This is a genomic window from Pseudomonas fluorescens (assembly GCF_002022275.1).
In the GTDB taxonomy this organism is placed as follows: Bacteria; Pseudomonadota; Gammaproteobacteria; order Pseudomonadales; family Pseudomonadaceae; genus Aquipseudomonas; species Aquipseudomonas fluorescens_AJ.
This window is the reverse complement of record NZ_MSDF01000016.1, coordinates 355,978-373,532: the sequence shown is the minus strand read 5'-3', so window position 1 is coordinate 373,532 and position 17,555 is coordinate 355,978. Positions and strand designations below refer to the sequence as shown.

Sequence of the window (17,555 nt, the reverse complement as noted above, 5' to 3'; positions counted from 1 at the left end):
CTCGTCTACCCAGTTCTGGAGTACTGCCTTTGAATGCGACGACCATCAACAGCCTGTTCTTGATCGGCGCGTTGCTGGTGAGTGCGAGCATTCTGGTGAGCTCCCTTTCGTCCCGACTGGGCATCCCGATTCTGGTGATCATCCTGGCCGTGGGCATGGTCGCCGGCGTCGACGGCGGCGGCATCATCTTCGATAACTACCCGACCGCCTACCTGGTGGGCAACCTCGCCCTGGCCGTGATCCTGCTCGACGGCGGCCTGCGCACACGGGTGGCGAGTTTTCGCGTGGCGTTATGGCCGGCGTTATCGCTGGCCACGGTGGGGGTGCTGATTACCACCGGCCTCACCGGCATGGCGGCGGCCTGGCTGTTCAACCTCAACATTATTCAAGGCCTGTTGATTGGCGCCATCGTCGGCTCCACCGACGCCGCGGCCGTGTTCTCGCTGCTCGGCGGCAAGGGCCTGAACGAACGGGTCACCGCCAGCCTGGAAATCGAATCCGGCAGTAACGACCCGATGGCGGTGTTCCTCACCGTCACCTTGATCGACATGCTCGCCAGCGGCCAAACGGGCCTGCACTGGAGCCTGCTGACCCACCTGATACGCGAGTTCGGCATCGGCGGTATCGTCGGCCTGGGCGGCGGCTGGCTGATGCTGCAACTGGTCAACCGCATCAACCTGGCCACCGGCCTGTACCCGATCCTGGTCATTGCCGGCGGCCTGTTCGTCTTCGCCCTGACCAACGCCCTGCACGGCAGCGGCTTCCTCGCCGTGTACCTGTGCGGCCTGGTGATCGGCAACCGCCCGGTGCGCAGCCGTCATGGCATTTTGCATATGCTCGACGGCATGGCGTGGCTGGCACAGATCGGCATGTTTTTGGTGCTGGGACTCTTGGTCACCCCTCACGATTTGCTGCCGATTGCCTTGCCGGCGCTGGGCCTGGCGCTGTGGATGATTCTGTTCGCGCGGCCGCTGTCGGTGATGGTTGGCCTGCTGCCGTTCAAGGCCTTCCACGGCCGCGAAAAAGCCTTTATCGCCTGGGTCGGCCTGCGCGGCGCGGTGCCGATCATTCTGGCGGTGTTTCCGCTGATGGCCGGTTTGCCTCACGCGCAGCTGTACTTCAACCTGGCGTTCTTTATCGTGCTGGTGTCGCTGCTGGTGCAGGGCACCAGCCTGCCGTGGGTGGCCAAGCTGCTCAAAGTGACCGTACCGCCAGACCCCGCGCCTATCTCGCGCGCCGCCCTGGAAGTGCACGTCACCAGCGAGTGGGAGCTGTTCGTCTACCGCCTGGGCGCCGAGAAATGGTGCATCGGCGCGGCCCTGCGTGAGCTGAAAATGCCCGAAGGCACGCGGATCGCCGCGCTGTTTCGTGGTCAGCAACTGCTCCATCCGTCGGGTAGTACGGTGCTGGAAGTCGACGATTTGCTCTGCGTGATCGGCCATGAACACAATCTGCCGGCCCTGGGCAAACTGTTCAGCCAGGCGCCGCAACGCGGCCTCGACCTGCGCTTCTTCGGCGACTTCGTACTTGAAGGCGACGCCCAGCTGGGCGCGGTGTCCGCGCTGTACGGGCTCAAACTCGAGGGTATCGACCCGGATATGCCGCTCAGTCGCTTCATCACCCAGAAGGTCGGCGGCGCGCCGGTGGTGGGCGACCAGGTGGAATGGAACAACACGTTGTGGACCGTCGCGGTCATGGACGGGAACAAGATCGGAAAAGTCGGCGTCAAATTCCCCGAAGGAAGTCGTCCAGGCCCTGGACTCTTCCTCTAAACTGCGGGGCTATGGCGTCACACCCCCACCTTCTTTACCTTGCTCGACCGGTATCCATGACGACTCTGCGCACCTTTTTAGCCACTGCCCTGCTGGGCCTGACCCTTTGTGTCGGCAGCGTTTACGCTGCCGACCCGCCCAGCGCCGATGCCATCCAGCAAACCCTGGACAAGCTGCCCGACCGCAAGCTGCCCGACGCCGACATGAAGGCGTTGCAAGCGATCCTGCAACAGACCCTCACTTACCTGGGCAACCAGCAGGATTACGATCAGCGCCTGGCCGACCTAAAGCGCCAGCTCGAAGACGCGCCGCGCCAGACCACCGAGAACCAGCGCGATCTGGTGCGGCTCAAGGCCACCAAAGTCATCCCGGTGGCCCAACGCTATTCCACCCTGCCGGTGCCGCAGCTTGAGCAACTGCTGGTGCAACGCACCACCCAGCAAGGCGACCTGCAAAAAGAACTGGCCGACGCCAACAGCCTGACCATCGCCGCGCAAACCCGCCCGGAGCGCGCCCAGACCGAAATCAGCAGCAGCCAGACGCGTATCCAGCAGATCAACTCGATCCTCAAGGGCGGCAAAGACAACGGTAAAGCCATCAGCGGCGATCAGCGCAACCAGTTGAACGCCGAACTCGCCGCCCTGAATGCCCTGATTCCCCTGCGCCGCCAGGAACTGGCCGGCAACAGCCAACTGCAAGACTTGGGCAACAGCCAGCACGACCTGGTGCTGGAGAAAACTTCGCGGCTGGAACAAGAGATCCAGGACCTGCAAACCCTGATCAACCAGAAACGCCTGGCCCAGTCCCAGCAGACCGTTACCCAGCAGTCCATCGAAGCGCAAAAAGCCGGTGGCAGCAGCATTCTGGCCACGGAAAGCGCGGCCAACCTGAAGCTGTCCGACTACCTGCTCAAAAGCACCGACCGGCTCAACGACCTGACCCAGAAAAACCTGCAGACCAAGCAGCAACTCGACACCGTCACCCAGAGCGACTCTGCGCTGGACGAGCAAATCAACGTGCTCAAGGGCAGCCTGCTGCTCTCCAAGATTCTCTACAAACAAAAGCAAGCGCTGCCGCGCCTGACGGTCGACCGCAACCTGGCAGACGATATCGCCAACATTCGTTTGTACCAGTTCGAGGTCAACCAACAACGCGAGCTGATCAGCACCCCCAGCACTTATGTCGATAGCCTGCTGGCCAACCAGCCGCCGGAAGACGTCACCCCGCAACTGCGCCGCACCCTGCTGGAACTGGCGATCACCCGCAGCGACCTGCTGGAGCGCCTGAGCCGTGAGCTCAGCGCGCTGCTCAACGAATCCATCACGCTGCAACTGAACCAGAAACAATTGCTCAGCACCGCCACCACCCTGCGCGCGACGCTGGATGAGCAGATGTTCTGGATTCCGAGCAACAAGCCGCTGGACACCGAGTGGCTGGAAACCGTCCCGGCGCATTTCAGCAAGCAAGTCACCACCCTGCCATGGGCCTCCAGCGTCAGTGAACTGTATGACGGCCTGACCCAGCGCCCGCTGCTGTTCCTGCCGTTGCTGCTGCTGATCGGTGCCTTGCTGTGGCGGCGTAAAGCCTTGTATCAGCGCCTGAACAAAGTCCACCTGGACATTGGCCATTTCAAGCGCGACAGCCAATGGCACACGCCGCAGGCGATTCTGATCAATATCCTGCTGGCAATGCCGGTCTCTCTGGGCTTGGCACTCTGCGGCTACGCGCTGCAGATCGACGCCCGTGGGCAGAACGCCAACCTGGGCTCGGCGCTGCTGCTGATTGCCCAGGCGTGGTTGGTGTTCTACACCGCTTACCGGATTCTCGCGCCGGGTGGCGTGGCGGAACTGCATTTCCGCTGGGAACGGCCTCAGGTGGCATTTCTGCAGGGCTGGATTCGCAAACTGGGCCTCGTAGTACTCGCACTGGTGGCCGTGGTGGCCATAGCCGAGCACCAACCCGCGGCGCTAGCCGACGACGTGCTGGGCATTGGCGTTGTCCTGACCTGCTACGCGCTGATGGCCTGGCTGCTCGGCCGCTTGCTGCTGAACAGCCCGACCCATGAAAAAGCTTCGCTGTTCCGCAAGTTCGTGGGGCTGGTGTTCACCGCCCTGCCCGTCGCGCTGTTTATCGCCGTGTGCTTTGGCTACTACTACACCGCGCTGAAGCTCAGCGACCGCTTGATCAATACCTTGTACCTGCTGATGTTCTGGCTGGTGATCGAAGCCACCTTCGTGCGCGGCCTGGGCGTTGCCGCACGGCGCCTGGCCTACGCGCGGGCCCTGGCCAAACGCCAGGCCGCCAAGGAAGCCGGCGACGGCGAAGCGGTGATCGAAGAGCCGACGCTGGACATCGAACAGGTCAATGAACAGTCGATGCGCCTGATCCGCCTGGCCTTGCTCGGCGGCTTTATCGCTGCGCTGTACTGGGTGTGGAAAGACCTGATCACCGTGTTCTCCTACCTGGACAACGTGACCCTCTACGAATACACCAGCGGCACTGGCGCCAATATCAGCATGGTGCCGATCAGCATCGGCGACTTGCTCGGCGCGTCGATCATCGTCGGCATCACCTTCGCCCTCGCGCGCAACTTGCCCGGTTTGCTGGAAGTGCTGGTGTTGTCCAAGCTGGACCTGGCCCAGGGCAGCGCCTACGCAACCACCACGTTGCTGTCCTACGTGATCGCCGGTGTCGGTTTTGTCTCGACGCTTTCCACACTCGGCGTGAGCTGGGACAAGTTGCAATGGCTGGTGGCGGCGCTGTCGGTGGGGTTGGGCTTCGGGATGCAGGAGATCTTTGCGAACTTCATCTCCGGCATCATGATCCTGTTTGAACGCCCGGTGCGTATCGGCGACACCATCACCATCGGCAACCTGTCGGGCACAGTGAGCAAGATCCGCATCCGCGCCACGACCATCACCGACTTTGACCGCAAGGACATCATTGTCCCGAACAAGACGTTCATCACCGGGCAACTGATCAACTGGTCGCTGACCGACACCATCACCCGCGTCACGCTGAAACTCGGCGTGGACTACGGCTCTGACCTTGACCTGGTGAAGGATCTGTTACTCAAGGCCGCCCGGGAAAACCCGCGCGTGCTGAAAGAACCCGAACCTCACGTGTATTTCCTCAACTTCGGCGAAAGCACCCTCGACCACGAACTGCGCATGCACGTGCGCGACCTGGGTGACCGCAACCCGGTGCTGGATGAGGTCAACCGCTATATCAACCGTGAGTTCAAGAAACAGCACATCAACATCTCCTTCCGGCAGATGGAGGTGTACCTCAAGAACATGCATGGTCAGGAATACAAACTGGTGCCGGCCGAGGATGATCGCAAGACCATCGTCGGGCCTGCCACGCAACAAGACGCACCTGAGCCGCCAGCCGGTAAAGTCGAGGACGCGCCGGAACCACCGCCGAGCAAACTCGACTAACGCGCCTATCCCCAGCAGAATGCTCGGACATTCTGCTGGAGATGGCCGGTGAAAGCCCTCGACGAACTGACCTTCGACAACCGCTTCGCACGCCTGGGCGACGCGTTCTCGACCCACGTACTGCCTGAACCCCTTGACGAGCCACGCCTTGTGGTGGCGAGCAACGCCGCCATGGCGCTGCTCGACCTCGACCCGGCCGTGGCCGAAACGCCGGTGTTCGCCGAACTGTTCAGCGGGCACAAGCTGTGGGCCGAAGCAGAGCCGCGGGCGATGGTCTATTCCGGGCATCAGTTCGGCGGCTACACCCCACAACTCGGCGATGGCCGAGGGTTGTTGCTCGGCGAGGTTTACAACACGGCGGGTGAGCACTGGGACCTGCACCTCAAGGGCGCCGGGATGACGCCATACTCACGCATGGGCGATGGCCGCGCCGTGCTGCGCTCTTCGATCCGTGAATTCCTCGCCTCCGAAGCCCTGCATGCGCTGGGCATCCCCAGCAGTCGTGCCCTGTGCGTGATCGGCTCCAGCACGCCGGTGTGGCGCGAGAAACAGGAACGTGGCGCGATGGTGTTGCGCCTGGCGCCGAGCCATATCCGCTTCGGGCATTTCGAATATTTCTACTACACCAAAAAGCCCGAGCAGCAGGCGCTTTTGGCTGAGCACGTATTGAACCTGCACTACCCCGAATGCCGCGAACAGCCTGAGCCATACCTGGCGATGTTCCGCGAAATCGTCGAGCGCAACGCCGAAATGATCGCCAAATGGCAGGCGTATGGCTTCTGCCACGGCGTGATGAACACCGACAACATGTCGATCCTCGGCATCACCTTCGACTTCGGACCGTTTGCGTTTCTCGATGACTTTGACGCGCACTTCATCTGCAACCATTCCGATCACGAAGGGCGTTACTCCTTCAGCAATCAAGTGCCGATCGGGCAGTGGAACCTCAGCGCTTTGGCTCAAGCGCTGACGCCATTTATCAGCGTTGATGCGTTGAAAGAAGCGCTGGGGCTGTATCTGCCGCTGTATCAGGCGCACTACCTGGACCTGATGCGTCGGCGCTTGGGGCTGACCACGGCCGAAGAGGATGACCAGAAACTGGTCGAGCAATTGTTGAAGTTGATGCAGAACAGCGGAGTGGATTACACGCTGTTCTTCCGTCGCCTGGGCGATGAGTCGGCGACGCTCGCCGTGGCGCGGTTGCGCGACGACTTTGTCGACCTCGCCGGGTTTGATGCCTGGGCCGAGCTGTACAAGGCCCGTGTTGCACGAGATGGCGACTACAGCGAAGAACAACGCCGCACGCGGATGCACGCGGTAAACCCGCTGTACATCCTGCGCAACTATCTGGCACAAAACGCCATCGCCGCCGCCGAGTCCGGGGATTACAGCGAAGTGCGGCGGCTGCATGAAGTGCTGTCCAAGCCGTTTGAGGAACAGGCCGGGATGGAGCAATACGCCCAGCGGCCACCGGATTGGGGTAAGCATTTGGAGATTAGTTGTTCCTCGTAATATCAAAAGAGTGATGCGCACATTGTGGCGAGGGAGCTTGCTCCCTCGCCACAATGGGAATGCTTTGAATCGAATTATTCGTCCGACTGAGGCATCCGCCGATGCTCCAGATCGTATGCCTCGACCCAGTCAACAATAATGTCCAACAGCCCATTCAGTGGATGGGTTTCATCTTCCCATGTCATATCCACCAACTCATCGACTGCCTCTACCAGAAAGTCGTAGTCGTCTTCGTTTTGGGGTTTTCGCAGCAGCGGCGCTACAAAAGGCCAATGCTCAATAGCCACTTTTAGTTCGTCGTTCATGCGTAGTCCTTGTAATCGAGTCTTGATAAACCACGTTGCCGGCTCCAGATTGAACCCATTGGCCACATTCAAGGAGCCCCCCGATGTCCGAACCTTTTGTAATCCCCTGCCCGCATTGCAACAGCCTTAACCGCATCCCCGGCGAGCGCCTGGGCGATGCGCCGAAATGCGGGCGCTGCAAGCAGCCGGTGTTGTTGAACAAGCCTTTTGAGCTGAAACAGGGCGACTACGCCAGCCAGATCAAAGGCGATTTGCCGTTGCTGGTGGATGTGTGGGCCGAGTGGTGCGGGCCGTGCAAGTCGTTTGCGCCGGTGTTTGAGCAGGCGGCTGGGCAGTTGGAGGGTAAGTGTCGGCTGGCGAAGCTGGATAGCGAGGCGAATCAGCAGTTGTCGGCGCAGTTGGGGATTCGCTCGATTCCGAGTTTGATTCTGTTCAAGAATGGCCGTGAGGTGGCGCGCCAGAGTGGAGCGTTTCCGTTGCCGCAGTTGATGAGCTGGTTGCGAAGCCAAGGCGTGTAGCGCGGTCAAGTGTGGGAGCTGGCTTGCCTGCGATGCAGGCAACTCGGTCTGCCAGGTACACCGAGGTGATGCCATCGCAGGCAAGCCAGCTCCCACATTGACCGTATTCCAGATTTAGGCCAGTGGGGCTTCGCGGTCCATCATTTGGCCCACCAGCATTACGCCGAGCTCGCTTAGTTGATGGATGGCTAGCGCCACGTCGCGGTGTTCGCCGGTGAGGTCGTTGGACAGGTTGAGTAATAAGGTACGAACGGAAGAGAAAGTCTCGTAGCTGTTGAGCACGAGGGTTTCGGTAGGGAGGTTGGCGCTAACGGTGAATAACATGCTTTTCGTTCTCTGATAGGGCCTCCACCTATTTCGCTACTAAACGAAGGGTGGCGGCTATACGCAGGTTAGTAGACCGGGAACGAAAGCAATACCGGCGCACCCGAAGGTGCCCTGCGCACAGCCACCATCAGATAGGCGATAAAACGCCAAGCTTTTGGAACGGAGCACATACTTTCGTCTGATTGGGCTACTAAACCCGATCACTGAACATTCAGCGACCGAAGAACCTTAGAGACGCCCATCCAGACGCACAAGCCGGGCGATTCTGGCTTATCTGTAGGCAACGAGACAAGGCACAACCCTACTTGCCAGACCCTTCCTACAGCCTCTGTGGGACAAATCCAAATCCCCCTGAAGAAATGCAAAAGCAAATGTGGGAGCTGGCTTGCCTGCGATGCAGGCAACTCGGTCTGCCAGGTAGACCGAGGTGATGCCATCGCAGGCAAGCCAGCTCCCACAGGATCATGCAGTGTTCGCAAGTGTCAGCTGTTTTCCAGCAAGTTATGCAATTCCACAAACTGCTGCGTCAGCTTATGCCGAGGGTCCAGGTGGATCAGCGGCTTGCTCTCCTGGTGCGACTCACGCATGCGCACCGAACTCGCCAGGTACACCGGCAATACCGGCAAACCCTCTGCAATCAACTCATCCAGCATCTGCTGCGGCAGCGTCGCTCGGGCCTGGAACTGGTTGACCACGATACCTTCCACTTCCAGGCCTTCGTTGTGGTCTTCCTTCAATTCTTCGATTTCCGCCAACAGGCCATACAGCGCCTGGCGCGAGAAGCTGTCGCAGTCAAACGGGATCAACACACGATCCGCTGCAATCAGCGCCGACACTGCATAGAAATTCAGCGCCGGCGGGGTGTCCAGGTAAATACGGTCGTAATCTTCGCTCAGTTCATCCAGCAGCTTTCGCAGCTTATTGATCTTGTGCTTGGCCTCAAGCTTGGGCTGCAGGTCGGCCAGTTCCGGAGTCGCGGTGATCACGTGCAGGTTGTCGAAGGGCGTTTCGTAGATATCGACCTTGTTCTTCTTCGAAAAAGGTCCGGAAGACAGGGTTTGCTTGAAAAAATCCGCGATCCCCATGGGGATGTCGTTGCCGGTCAGCCCGGTGAGGTACTGGGTTGAGTTGGCCTGTGCATCGAGGTCCACCAACAGGGTTCGATAGCCTTCACTGGCGCTGACCGCCGCCAGGTTGCAGGCAATGCTGGACTTGCCAACACCGCCTTTCTGATTGAACACCACACGCCGCATGGGGAAAAACCTCCGTGTATCAAAGATGCTCCGAGTGTAGAGGGCAAAAGCGCCTGTTAGCTACCTCGTTCATCCATGCACTGACGCATCAGAAGCCTTCTGCGCACTCGCTGTCATCCATTCCCCACACATGAACAGGACAAAGCCGACGATCCAATCAGCCCCTTGGTAAAGGACAATCTGTAAATCTTTCCAACCAAATTGTAATCAGCCGTGAACAAATCTTTACCAAAGTTTGCTAGAACCCCGCAGCACCGGGATAATGCGCGCCTCTCGGTGATTGCTCCCTGTCCCGGTATTCGGGGCCAATCGCCGCACATGGAAGCCCGCAGGGGCGGGATAACCTCTCAGTGATCACTTTCAACATCGCCCAATGGCGCGCCTGGGCCCCCGGCCTGGAGAGTGCGCACGACTGGCACGCCTGGTGCCAGGCTCCCGCGTTGCTGCCCGCCAGCGATGCCTCCCCTGACGTGTCATTCCTGCCTGCCATGCAACGCCGCCGCTTGAGCCGCCTGGCACGGATGGCCTTCAGCGTCGGCTGGCCGCTGGCCGAAGGCCTGCAAGACTTGCCACTGGTGTTTATTTCCCGGCACGGCGAAACCCCGCGCACCCTCGACATCCTGACCGATCTGGCTAACAACGAGCCTTTGTCGCCGACCCAGTTCAGCCTGTCGGTGCACAACGCGGTGATTGGCCTGTGGTCGATCCTGCGCAATGAAACCAGCGAAATGACCGCCCTCGCCGCCGCCGGCGATGGCCTGGAACACGGCATGCTCGAAGCCGCCGCGCTGCTCAACGAAGGCGCCCCGGCCGTGTTGCTGGTGATTACCGAAGAACAGCCGCCTGAAGCCTATGCCGGTTGGATCCATGACGTGCCGTTCCCCTACGCCCTCGGCCTGCTGCTGACACCCGGCGACGAGTGGCAGCTGGAACTAAACAGCGGCGCTGTCCAACTCAGTCACAGCCAGTGGCCCCATGCCCTGAACCTGCTGCGCGCCCTGCTCACCGAGCAGACCACCTGCCAACATGCCTGGAAGAACCGTGTATGGAACTGGCAACGCAAGCCCTGACCGACAAACCACGGGACGCCTATTACTGGCGCCTGTTCGCCACCGCCGCGAGCTTCTTTATGTTCGGTGTAGGCGGGCTGTGCCTGCGTTTGCTGGTGTTTCCGTTGCTGAGTCTGCTGCCGGGCAGTGCTGAAAAACACCGCCGCCGCGCGCGCCACACTATCAGCCGACTGTTTTGGCTGTTTATCCGCATGATGCAACGCGGCGGCGTGCTGACTTACAGCGTCGAAGGCGCCGAAAAACTCGGCCGCCCGGGCCAGATGATCATCGCCAACCACCCGTCGCTGATCGACGTGGTGTTCCTGATCGGCCTGATGCGCCAGACCAATTGCGTGGTCAAGCAGAGCCTGTTCCAGAACCCGTTCACTCGTGGGCCGGTGCGCGACGCCGGCTACATCAGCAATGACGGCAGCGCCGACATGCTTGATGCCGCCGCCAGTGCCCTGCGCGAAGGCCAGACCCTGATCATCTTTCCCGAGGGCACCCGCACCACCCCCGGCGCTGCGCCCGCCTTTCATCGCGGCGGCGCCGCCATTGCGCTGCGCGGTGCGACAATCATCACCCCCGTGGTGATCAAAGTCAGCCCGACCACCCTGACCAAGGCCGAACCCTGGTATCGCATTCCCAAACGCCGATTTCACTTTAGTTTGCGCGTGGGTGCCGATATAGAGCCACAGGCGTTCGCCACACTCGGGCCCGCGCCCCAGGCTTCACGCAAGCTCAACGATTACCTGCACCACTATTTCATTAAGGAGCTCGCCGAAGATGAGCGACAGACACAGCCTTGAGCACGACATAAAGGCGCTGATCATCGAGGCCCTGGGCCTGGAAGACATCAGCGTCGACGACATCGGCAGCGAGCAGACCCTGTTCGGCGAAGGCCTGGGCCTGGATTCGGTCGACGCCCTGGAATTGGGCCTGGCGATCCAGAAAAAGTACGGCATCAAGATCGATGCCGACGCCAAGGACACCCGCAATCACTTCACTAACGTGGCCAGCCTTGCGGCGTTCGTCACGGCCCGACAGGCAGCTTGAGACCGTACCATGCAAACTCGTGACGATATTTTCAACACCCTGCGCGACGCCTTGGTGGAACTGTTTGAATTGCCGCCGGAACGCGTCACCCTTGACGCCAACCTGTACCAGGACCTGGAAATCGACAGCATCGATGCCGTGGACCTGATCGACCATATCAAGCGCCAGACCGGCAAAAAGATCGCCGCCGAAGAATTCAAGGCCGTGCGCACCGTCAATGACGTGGTTGAGGCGGTGTACCGTCTGGTCCAGCCTGCCGCATGAGCCGGTTGATCGGCCTTGGCCTGTTGCTGGCGGGGCTGCTGTACCCCTTTGCGGTGTATTACGGCACCGAACACTTCGCGCCGTGGCAATTCGGTTTGCTGCTCGGCAGCCTGTGGCTGTTACGCGCACTTACCGGCGCGCGGCGCCCCGGCAGCCGCTGGATGGCCGTGGCGGTGATCGTGTTTTGTCTGGCCCTGGCCTGGTTCGACAGCCCGCAGCTCTTGCGCTGGTACCCGAGCCTGGTCAGCGCATTCATGCTGGCACTGTTCGGCTTGAGCCTGAAATACGGCCCTCCGATGGTCGAGCGCCTGGCGCGCATGACCGACCCCGACCTGCCGCCAAAGGCGGTTGTGTATACCCGCCAGGTCACCGTGGTGTGGAGCGTGTTTTTTCTGTGTAATGGCCTGCTCGCCGCCGCCCTCACGTTGTGGGCGCCGCTGAGCTGGTGGACGTTGTACAACGGCCTGATCGCCTACGGGCTGATGGGGCTGTTGTTTGCCGTGGAATGGCTGGTACGACAAAGGGTTCGAGGCCGCGTATGAAAGGGTTGAAACTTGAGCACCTGCTGCTTGAGCCGCTGCAACAGCGTCCGGTAACCACCGAACCTGCGATGAACCATGCCCAGTTGTGGGAGCAATCCCTGAGCCTGGCAGCCGGGCTGCACGCGCGTGGCGTCCAGCGGCTGGCGGTGCACCTGGAAGACGCCGGCTCTTTGGCGATCGCGCTGCTGGGCGCCTGGCGGGCCGGGGTCAGCGTGTTGCTGCCCGCCGACTTGCAGCCCCAGACCCGCCAACGCTGGGACAACGCCGTTGACGCCTGGCTGGTCGAAGCGGCTGACCTCGACGCGCTGTATCAAGCGCCCTTGGCTCCAGCAGCGCTGGATCTGGACGCCTGCCAATTGAGCCTGTGCACCTCCGGCTCCAGCGGCGAACCCAAGCGCATCGACAAATCCCTGCGCCAACTGGCCAATGAAGTGGAGGCCCTGGAAGCCCTGTGGGGCGCGGACCTCAAGGGCGCCTGCATCATCGGCAGCGTCGCCACGCAACATATATACGGTTTGCTGTTTCGCGTGTTGTGGCCGTTGTGCGCCGGTCGCACCTTTGTGCGCAAGCAATTGGCGTTTCCCGAAGACCTGCAACGGGCCAGCCGTGAACACCCGCAATTTGCCTGGGTCGCCAGCCCGGCGCTGCTCAAGCGCATGGGCGACAACCTCGACTGGCCGGCGCTGAGCCAGGTATTGCGGGTATTTTCGTCCGGCGGTACGCTGCCGGTTGAGGCCGCTGGCGACCTGTATGACCGCTTGCAGCAATGGCCGACGGAAATCCTCGGCAGCTCCGAAACCGGCGGCATCGCCTGGCGCCAGGGCGCGCAACCCTGGCAGCCGTTTGCCGACGTGAAGCTGAGCCAGGACGCCGACGGCGCCCTGCGCATTGCCTCGCCATATTTGCCCGAAGGGCATATTGAACAGACTGCCGACGCTGCGCGTATCCACTCTGATGGGCGTTTTGAGCTGCTCGGGCGCCTGGACCGCATCGTCAAACTGGAAGAAAAACGCATCTCCCTGCCCATGCTTGAACAGGCGCTGATGACCCATCCGTGGGTCGCCGAAACCCGCCTGGGCGTGGTGCAGGAAAACCGTGCGTCGCTCGGTGCGCTGGTGGTGTTGAGTGCCGACGGCCTGCACGCCCTGCGCAACCAGGGTCGCCGCAGTGTGACGCAGACCTTGCGCGAACACCTGAGCGAACACTGCGAAGCGTTGGCCCTGCCGCGCCGCTGGCGTTTGCTGCGCCAGCTTCCGCTGAACAGCCAAGGCAAACTGCCTCAGGCGCACGTCGAGGCATTACTGGTGGCCCCTCGGCCGAAAGCTCCCGAAGTGCTGGAGCAAGTCGAGGCCGACGGCGAATGGACCCTGCAACTGAGCATTCCGCCGGACCTCTCCTATTTCAGCGGCCACTTCCCGGTCACGCCGGTGCTGCCGGGGGTAGTGCAAGTGGAATGGGCGTTCAACCTCGGCCAGCAACTGCTCGACCTGCCGGCGACCTTTGCCGGGATGGAAGTACTCAAGTTCCAGCAACTGGTGCGGCCGGGCGACGCGATCGAACTGCACCTGCGCTTCGACCCCGAACGCAGAAAGCTGTACTTCGCATACCGCAACGGCGTCGCGGCCTGCTCCAGTGGCCGGATTCAACTGGAGAAGCCCAGTGAGTAGGTTTTTCAGACTGTCGGGTTTGTTGTGGCAAGCGGGCTTCCTGTGGCGAGCGGGCTTGTTGTGGCGAGCGGGCTTGCCCCGCGTTGGGCTGCGAAGCGGCCCCATAACCTGCAATGGAGTTCCGTCTGGCACACCTGGGCTACCTTTCTGGGGCTGCTTCGCAGCCCAACGCGGGGCAAGCCCGCTCGCCACAACAAGCCCGCTGGCCACAGTTGGTTTTCCAGCCCGAGACGTGCGCCATGCATAACCCCTGCGCCCTGATCCCGGTCTACAACCATGAAGCCGCCGTGCCCGCCGTGGTTCACAGCCTGTTGAACAGCGGCCTGCCGTGCTTGCTCGTGGACGACGGCAGTAGCCCGGCCTGCGCTGCGGTATTGGCACAGTTGGCGACACTCGATCACGTCACCCTGCTGACCTTGCCAACGAATCAAGGCAAAGGCGGCGCCGTCATGGCGGGCTTTCGCGAAGCCGCGCGCCTGGGCTACTCCCACGCGCTGCAAGTCGACGCCGACGGCCAGCACGACCTGCGCGAAGTCGAGACCTTTATCGACACCTCGCGCAGGCACCCGGATGCGGTGATCTGCGGCTACCCCGAATACGACGACAGCGTGCCCAAAGGCCGCCTCTATGCGCGCTACCTCACCCACGTGTGGGTGTGGATCAACACGCTTTCGCTGCAAATCCGCGACTCGATGTGCGGCTTTCGCGTGTACCCGCTGGCGCCGACCCTGGCCCTGATGAACTCGGCCTACATTGGCACGCGCATGGATTTCGACTCCGACATCCTCGTGCGCCTGGCCTGGCGCAACCAGCCGATGCGCTGGCTGCCGACCCAGGTGCATTACCCGGCGGACGGCCTGTCGCACTTCCGCCTGTTCCGCGACAACGTGCGCATCTCGGCCATGCACACCCGGCTGTTCTTCGGCATGCTGGTGCGCGCGCCGATGATCCTGTGGCGACGGTGGCAAGCATGAACGACAGCACCAAGCACTGGGCCGACCGCGAGGAGCGCGGCAGTTTCTGGCTGATGAAACTCACCGCCTTCGCCGCCAAGGTGCTGGGCCGTCGCCTGCTGAGCCCGGTGCTGTACGGCATCGTCTTGTACTTTTTCCTGTTCGGCCGTACCGCACGCCAGAGCGCCTGGGAATACCAGCAGCGCCTGGCCGACTGGAGTGGCCGCGATGAACTGCGCCCTACCCTTAAATCAGTCTTCAGCCAGTTCATGGCCTTCGCCGATTCCTTGCTCGACAAGCTCGACGTGTGGAACGGCAAGCTGCGCATCGAACAGATCGAAATAAACGACCCGGCACAATTGCGCGGCCAACTGCGCGGCGAGCGCGGGCAGATGCTGGTGGGCGCGCACCTGGGCAACCTCGAAGTGTGCCGCGCCCTCGCCGAGATCGGTGAGCAAGTCACCATGAACGTGCTGGTGCATACCAAGCACGCCGAGCAATTCAACCGCCTGCTCGGCGAAGCCGGGGCCACGCATTTACGCCTGATTCAGGTCAGCGAGCTGGACCCGGCCACCATGCTGCTGCTCAGCCAGCGCCTGGACGAAGGCGAGTGGCTGGCCATCGCCGGCGACCGCGTGCCGCTGCATGGCGGGCGCAAGGTGCGCGTGGATTTTCTCGGCGTCGACGCGGCGTTCCCCCAGGGGCCATGGCTGCTGGCCGGCCTGCTGAAATGCCCGGTCAATTTGCTGATGTGCCTCAAACACAATGGCCGCTACCGCCTGACCATCGAGCCGTTCGCCGACTTGATCGAATGGAAGCGCAGCACCCGCGAGCAGGTGATTGCCCAGTGGACCGCGCGCTATGCCGCGCGCCTGGGCCAGTTCTGCCTGGAAGCGCCCCGACAATGGTTCAACTTTTACCCTTTCTGGAAGACCGATGACGACGCATCTTGAGCCGGTAACCTTTGGCGAACGCCCTTTGCGCATTGAAGACGTGCTGGCCCTGGCCAACCGTCAGGCGCCCACGCAGCTGCAAAACGACGCCGCGTACCGCCAGCGCATTGCCAAGGGCGCGCAGTTCCTCGACTCGCTGCTGGACAAGGAAGGCGTGATTTACGGTGTGACCACCGGCTACGGCGACTCCTGCGTGGTGGCGGTGCCGTTGCAACACGTCGAGGCGTTGCCGCGTCACCTCTACACGTTCCACGGCTGCGGCCTGGGCAAGTTGCTCGATGCACAAGCTACCCGCGCGGTGCTGGCCGCGCGTTTGCAGTCGCTGTGCCATGGCGTGTCTGGCGTGCGCGTGGAGCTGCTGGAGCGTCTGCATGCATTTCTGGAGCACGACGTGCTGCCGCTGATTCCGGAAGAAGGGTCGGTGGGCGCCAGCGGTGATCTGACCCCGCTGTCTTACGTGGCCGCAACCCTGTCGGGCGAACGCGAAGTGATGTTCCGTGGCGAACGTCGCGAAGCAGCCGACGTCCATCGCGAACTGGGCTGGGAGCCGCTGGTATTGCGCCCCAAGGAAGCCCTGGCGCTGATGAACGGCACCGCCGTGATGACCGGCCTGGCGTGCCTGGCCTTCGCCCGCGCCGACTACCTGCTGCAACTGGCCACGCGCATCACCGCGCTGAACGTGGTGGCGCTGCAGGGCAACCCGGAGCACTTCGACGAGCGCCTGTTCGCCGCCAAGCCGCACCCGGGGCAGATGCAAGTGGCCGCCTGGTTGCGCAAGGATCTGGCGATTGATGCGCCGACTGCGCCGCTGCACCGCCTGCAGGACCGTTATTCGCTGCGCTGCGCGCCCCACGTGCTGGGCGTGCTGGCCGACAGCCTGAACTGGCTGCGCTCGTTTATCGAAATCGAGCTGAACAGCGCCAACGACAACCCGATCATCGACGCCGAAGAAGAACGCGTACTGCATGGCGGCCACTTCTACGGCGGCCACATCGCCTTCGCCATGGACAGCCTGAAAACGCTGGTGGCCAACGTCGCCGACCTGCTCGACCGCCAGCTCGCGCTGCTGGTGGACGTGCGTTACAACCACGGTCTGCCGAGCAACCTGTCCGGCGCGCCGGCAGATCGCGCGATGATCAACCACGGCTTCAAAGCGGTGCAAATCGGCACCAGCGCCTGGACCGCCGAAGCGCTGAAAAACACCATGCCGGCCAGCGTGTTCTCGCGCTCCACCGAGTGCCACAACCAGGACAAGGTGAGCATGGGCACCATCGCCGCCCGCGATGCGATCCGTGTGCTGGAGCTGACCGAACAGGTCGCCGCCGCCACCTTGCTCGCCGCCAACCAGGGCGTGTGGCTGCGCGCGCAGGCCTCGGATTCACGCGAATTGCCACCGGCGTTGGCTGAGATGCACATTGAACTGGCCAAAGATTTCCCGCCGGTCATCGAAGACCGCGCGCTGGAAGGCGAACTGCGCCTGTGCCTGAAACGCATCGCCGAGCAACACTGGAGGCTGCATGCGTAGCCAGGGCGTACTGCACAGCGACACTGAAATCCTCGTGCCGTTTTTCGACGTCGACACCATGAACGTGGTCTGGCACGGGCATTACGTGAAGTACCTGGAAGTGGCGCGCTGCGCGCTGCTCGACAAGATCGGCCACAACTACACGGCGATGCTTGAATCCGGCTACGGCTGGCCGGTGATCGATATGCAACTGCGCTACGTGCGCGGCGCGGTGTTCGGCCAAACCATCAATGTGCGCGCCAGTTTGGTGGAGTGGGAGAACCGTTTGAAGGTGAATTACCTGATCACGGATCTTGCCAGCGGCGAACGCCTGACCCGCGCCAGCACCGTGCAAGTCGCCGTGGAAATCGCCAGCCGCGAGATGCAACTGGCCTCCCCAAAAATATTCACCGACGCCGTAGAGAGAGCCCTGAAATGAG

At 62.0% G+C, this 17,555-nt stretch carries 17 protein-coding genes; 14 read left to right on the top strand and 3 right to left on the bottom strand.

Annotated elements, in window-relative coordinates; all coding sequences use genetic code 11:
• The first annotated feature begins 29 nt into the window (after positions 1–29).
• From BFW87_RS13785 to selO, 3 genes are read left to right on the top strand one after another with little or no spacing between them, the layout of a single operon-like run.
• On the top strand, positions 30–1,772 hold the full coding sequence (locus tag BFW87_RS13785; protein ID WP_078740338.1) for a potassium/proton antiporter: 1,743 nt from the start codon (positions 30–32) through the stop codon (positions 1,770–1,772).
• A gap of 56 nt (positions 1,773–1,828) precedes the next feature.
• Entirely contained in the window at positions 1,829–5,212 is a 3,384-nt protein-coding gene (mscK, locus tag BFW87_RS13780; protein WP_078740337.1) for a mechanosensitive channel MscK, read from the top strand.
• Positions 5,213–5,260: 48 nt separating this feature from the next.
• A complete protein-coding gene (gene selO / locus BFW87_RS13775; RefSeq protein ID WP_078740336.1) occupies positions 5,261–6,724 on the top strand; it encodes a protein adenylyltransferase SelO in 1,464 nt (487 codons plus the stop codon).
• 74 nt (positions 6,725–6,798) lie between these two features.
• On the opposite strand, the gene BFW87_RS13770 is transcribed toward selO, so the two are convergent.
• Positions 6,799–7,029, bottom strand: a complete 231-nt coding sequence (locus BFW87_RS13770) for a hypothetical protein (protein WP_078740335.1) — start codon at positions 7,027–7,029, stop codon at positions 6,799–6,801.
• Positions 7,030–7,112: 83 nt separating this feature from the next.
• On the opposite strand from BFW87_RS13770, the gene trxC reads away from it, so the two are divergent.
• Positions 7,113–7,547, top strand: coding sequence for a thioredoxin TrxC (trxC, locus tag BFW87_RS13765; protein ID WP_078740334.1), 435 nt, complete (start codon positions 7,113–7,115; stop codon positions 7,545–7,547).
• Positions 7,548–7,661: 114 nt separating this feature from the next.
• On the opposite strand, the gene BFW87_RS13760 is transcribed toward trxC, so the two are convergent.
• Complete coding sequence (locus BFW87_RS13760) at positions 7,662–7,871, bottom strand: DUF6124 family protein (RefSeq protein ID WP_078740333.1); 210 nt, start codon at positions 7,869–7,871, stop codon at positions 7,662–7,664.
• Positions 7,872–8,356: 485 nt separating this feature from the next.
• The gene (locus BFW87_RS13755; RefSeq protein WP_078740332.1) at positions 8,357–9,127 is read right to left on the bottom strand and encodes a ParA family protein; all 771 of its coding nucleotides are present in this window, start codon (positions 9,125–9,127) and stop codon (positions 8,357–8,359) included.
• A 350-nt stretch (positions 9,128–9,477) separates the two neighbouring features.
• Between BFW87_RS13755 and BFW87_RS13750 the strand changes: the two genes are divergently transcribed.
• From BFW87_RS13750 to BFW87_RS13705, 10 genes are all read left to right on the top strand, one after another.
• Positions 9,478–10,197 (top strand): beta-ketoacyl synthase chain length factor, encoded by a 720-nt coding sequence (locus BFW87_RS13750; RefSeq protein WP_078740331.1) that lies wholly within the window; start codon positions 9,478–9,480, stop codon positions 10,195–10,197.
• On the top strand, positions 10,173–10,985 hold the full coding sequence (locus tag BFW87_RS13745) for a lysophospholipid acyltransferase family protein (protein ID WP_078740330.1): 813 nt from the start codon (positions 10,173–10,175) through the stop codon (positions 10,983–10,985). The genes BFW87_RS13750 and BFW87_RS13745 overlap by 25 nt, the downstream gene beginning before the upstream one ends.
• Complete coding sequence (locus BFW87_RS13740) at positions 10,963–11,232, top strand: phosphopantetheine-binding protein (RefSeq protein WP_016972688.1); 270 nt, start codon at positions 10,963–10,965, stop codon at positions 11,230–11,232. Before BFW87_RS13745 ends, BFW87_RS13740 begins: the two co-directional genes overlap by 23 nt.
• 9 nt (positions 11,233–11,241) lie before the next feature.
• Positions 11,242–11,496, top strand: a complete 255-nt coding sequence (locus BFW87_RS13735; protein WP_003187949.1) for an acyl carrier protein — start codon at positions 11,242–11,244, stop codon at positions 11,494–11,496.
• Positions 11,493–12,038: a hypothetical protein gene (locus BFW87_RS13730; protein ID WP_078740329.1), complete on the top strand. Its 546-nt coding sequence runs from the start codon at positions 11,493–11,495 to the stop codon at positions 12,036–12,038. Before BFW87_RS13735 ends, BFW87_RS13730 begins: the two co-directional genes overlap by 4 nt.
• Positions 12,035–13,705, top strand: coding sequence for an acyl-CoA synthetase family protein (locus BFW87_RS13725; protein WP_078740328.1), 1,671 nt, complete (start codon positions 12,035–12,037; stop codon positions 13,703–13,705). The genes BFW87_RS13730 and BFW87_RS13725 overlap by 4 nt, the downstream gene beginning before the upstream one ends.
• Positions 13,706–13,944: 239 nt before the next feature.
• A complete protein-coding gene (locus tag BFW87_RS13720) occupies positions 13,945–14,679 on the top strand; it encodes a glycosyltransferase family 2 protein (RefSeq protein ID WP_078740327.1) in 735 nt (244 codons plus the stop codon).
• On the top strand, positions 14,676–15,611 hold the full coding sequence (locus BFW87_RS13715) for an LpxL/LpxP family acyltransferase (protein ID WP_078740326.1): 936 nt from the start codon (positions 14,676–14,678) through the stop codon (positions 15,609–15,611). Before BFW87_RS13720 ends, BFW87_RS13715 begins: the two co-directional genes overlap by 4 nt.
• A complete protein-coding gene (locus BFW87_RS13710) occupies positions 15,595–17,136 on the top strand; it encodes an HAL/PAL/TAL family ammonia-lyase (RefSeq protein WP_078740325.1) in 1,542 nt (513 codons plus the stop codon). Before BFW87_RS13715 ends, BFW87_RS13710 begins: the two co-directional genes overlap by 17 nt.
• Entirely contained in the window at positions 17,129–17,554 is a 426-nt protein-coding gene (locus BFW87_RS13705) for an acyl-CoA thioesterase (RefSeq protein WP_078740324.1), read from the top strand. Before BFW87_RS13710 ends, BFW87_RS13705 begins: the two co-directional genes overlap by 8 nt.
• Position 17,555 lies beyond the last annotated feature (1 nt).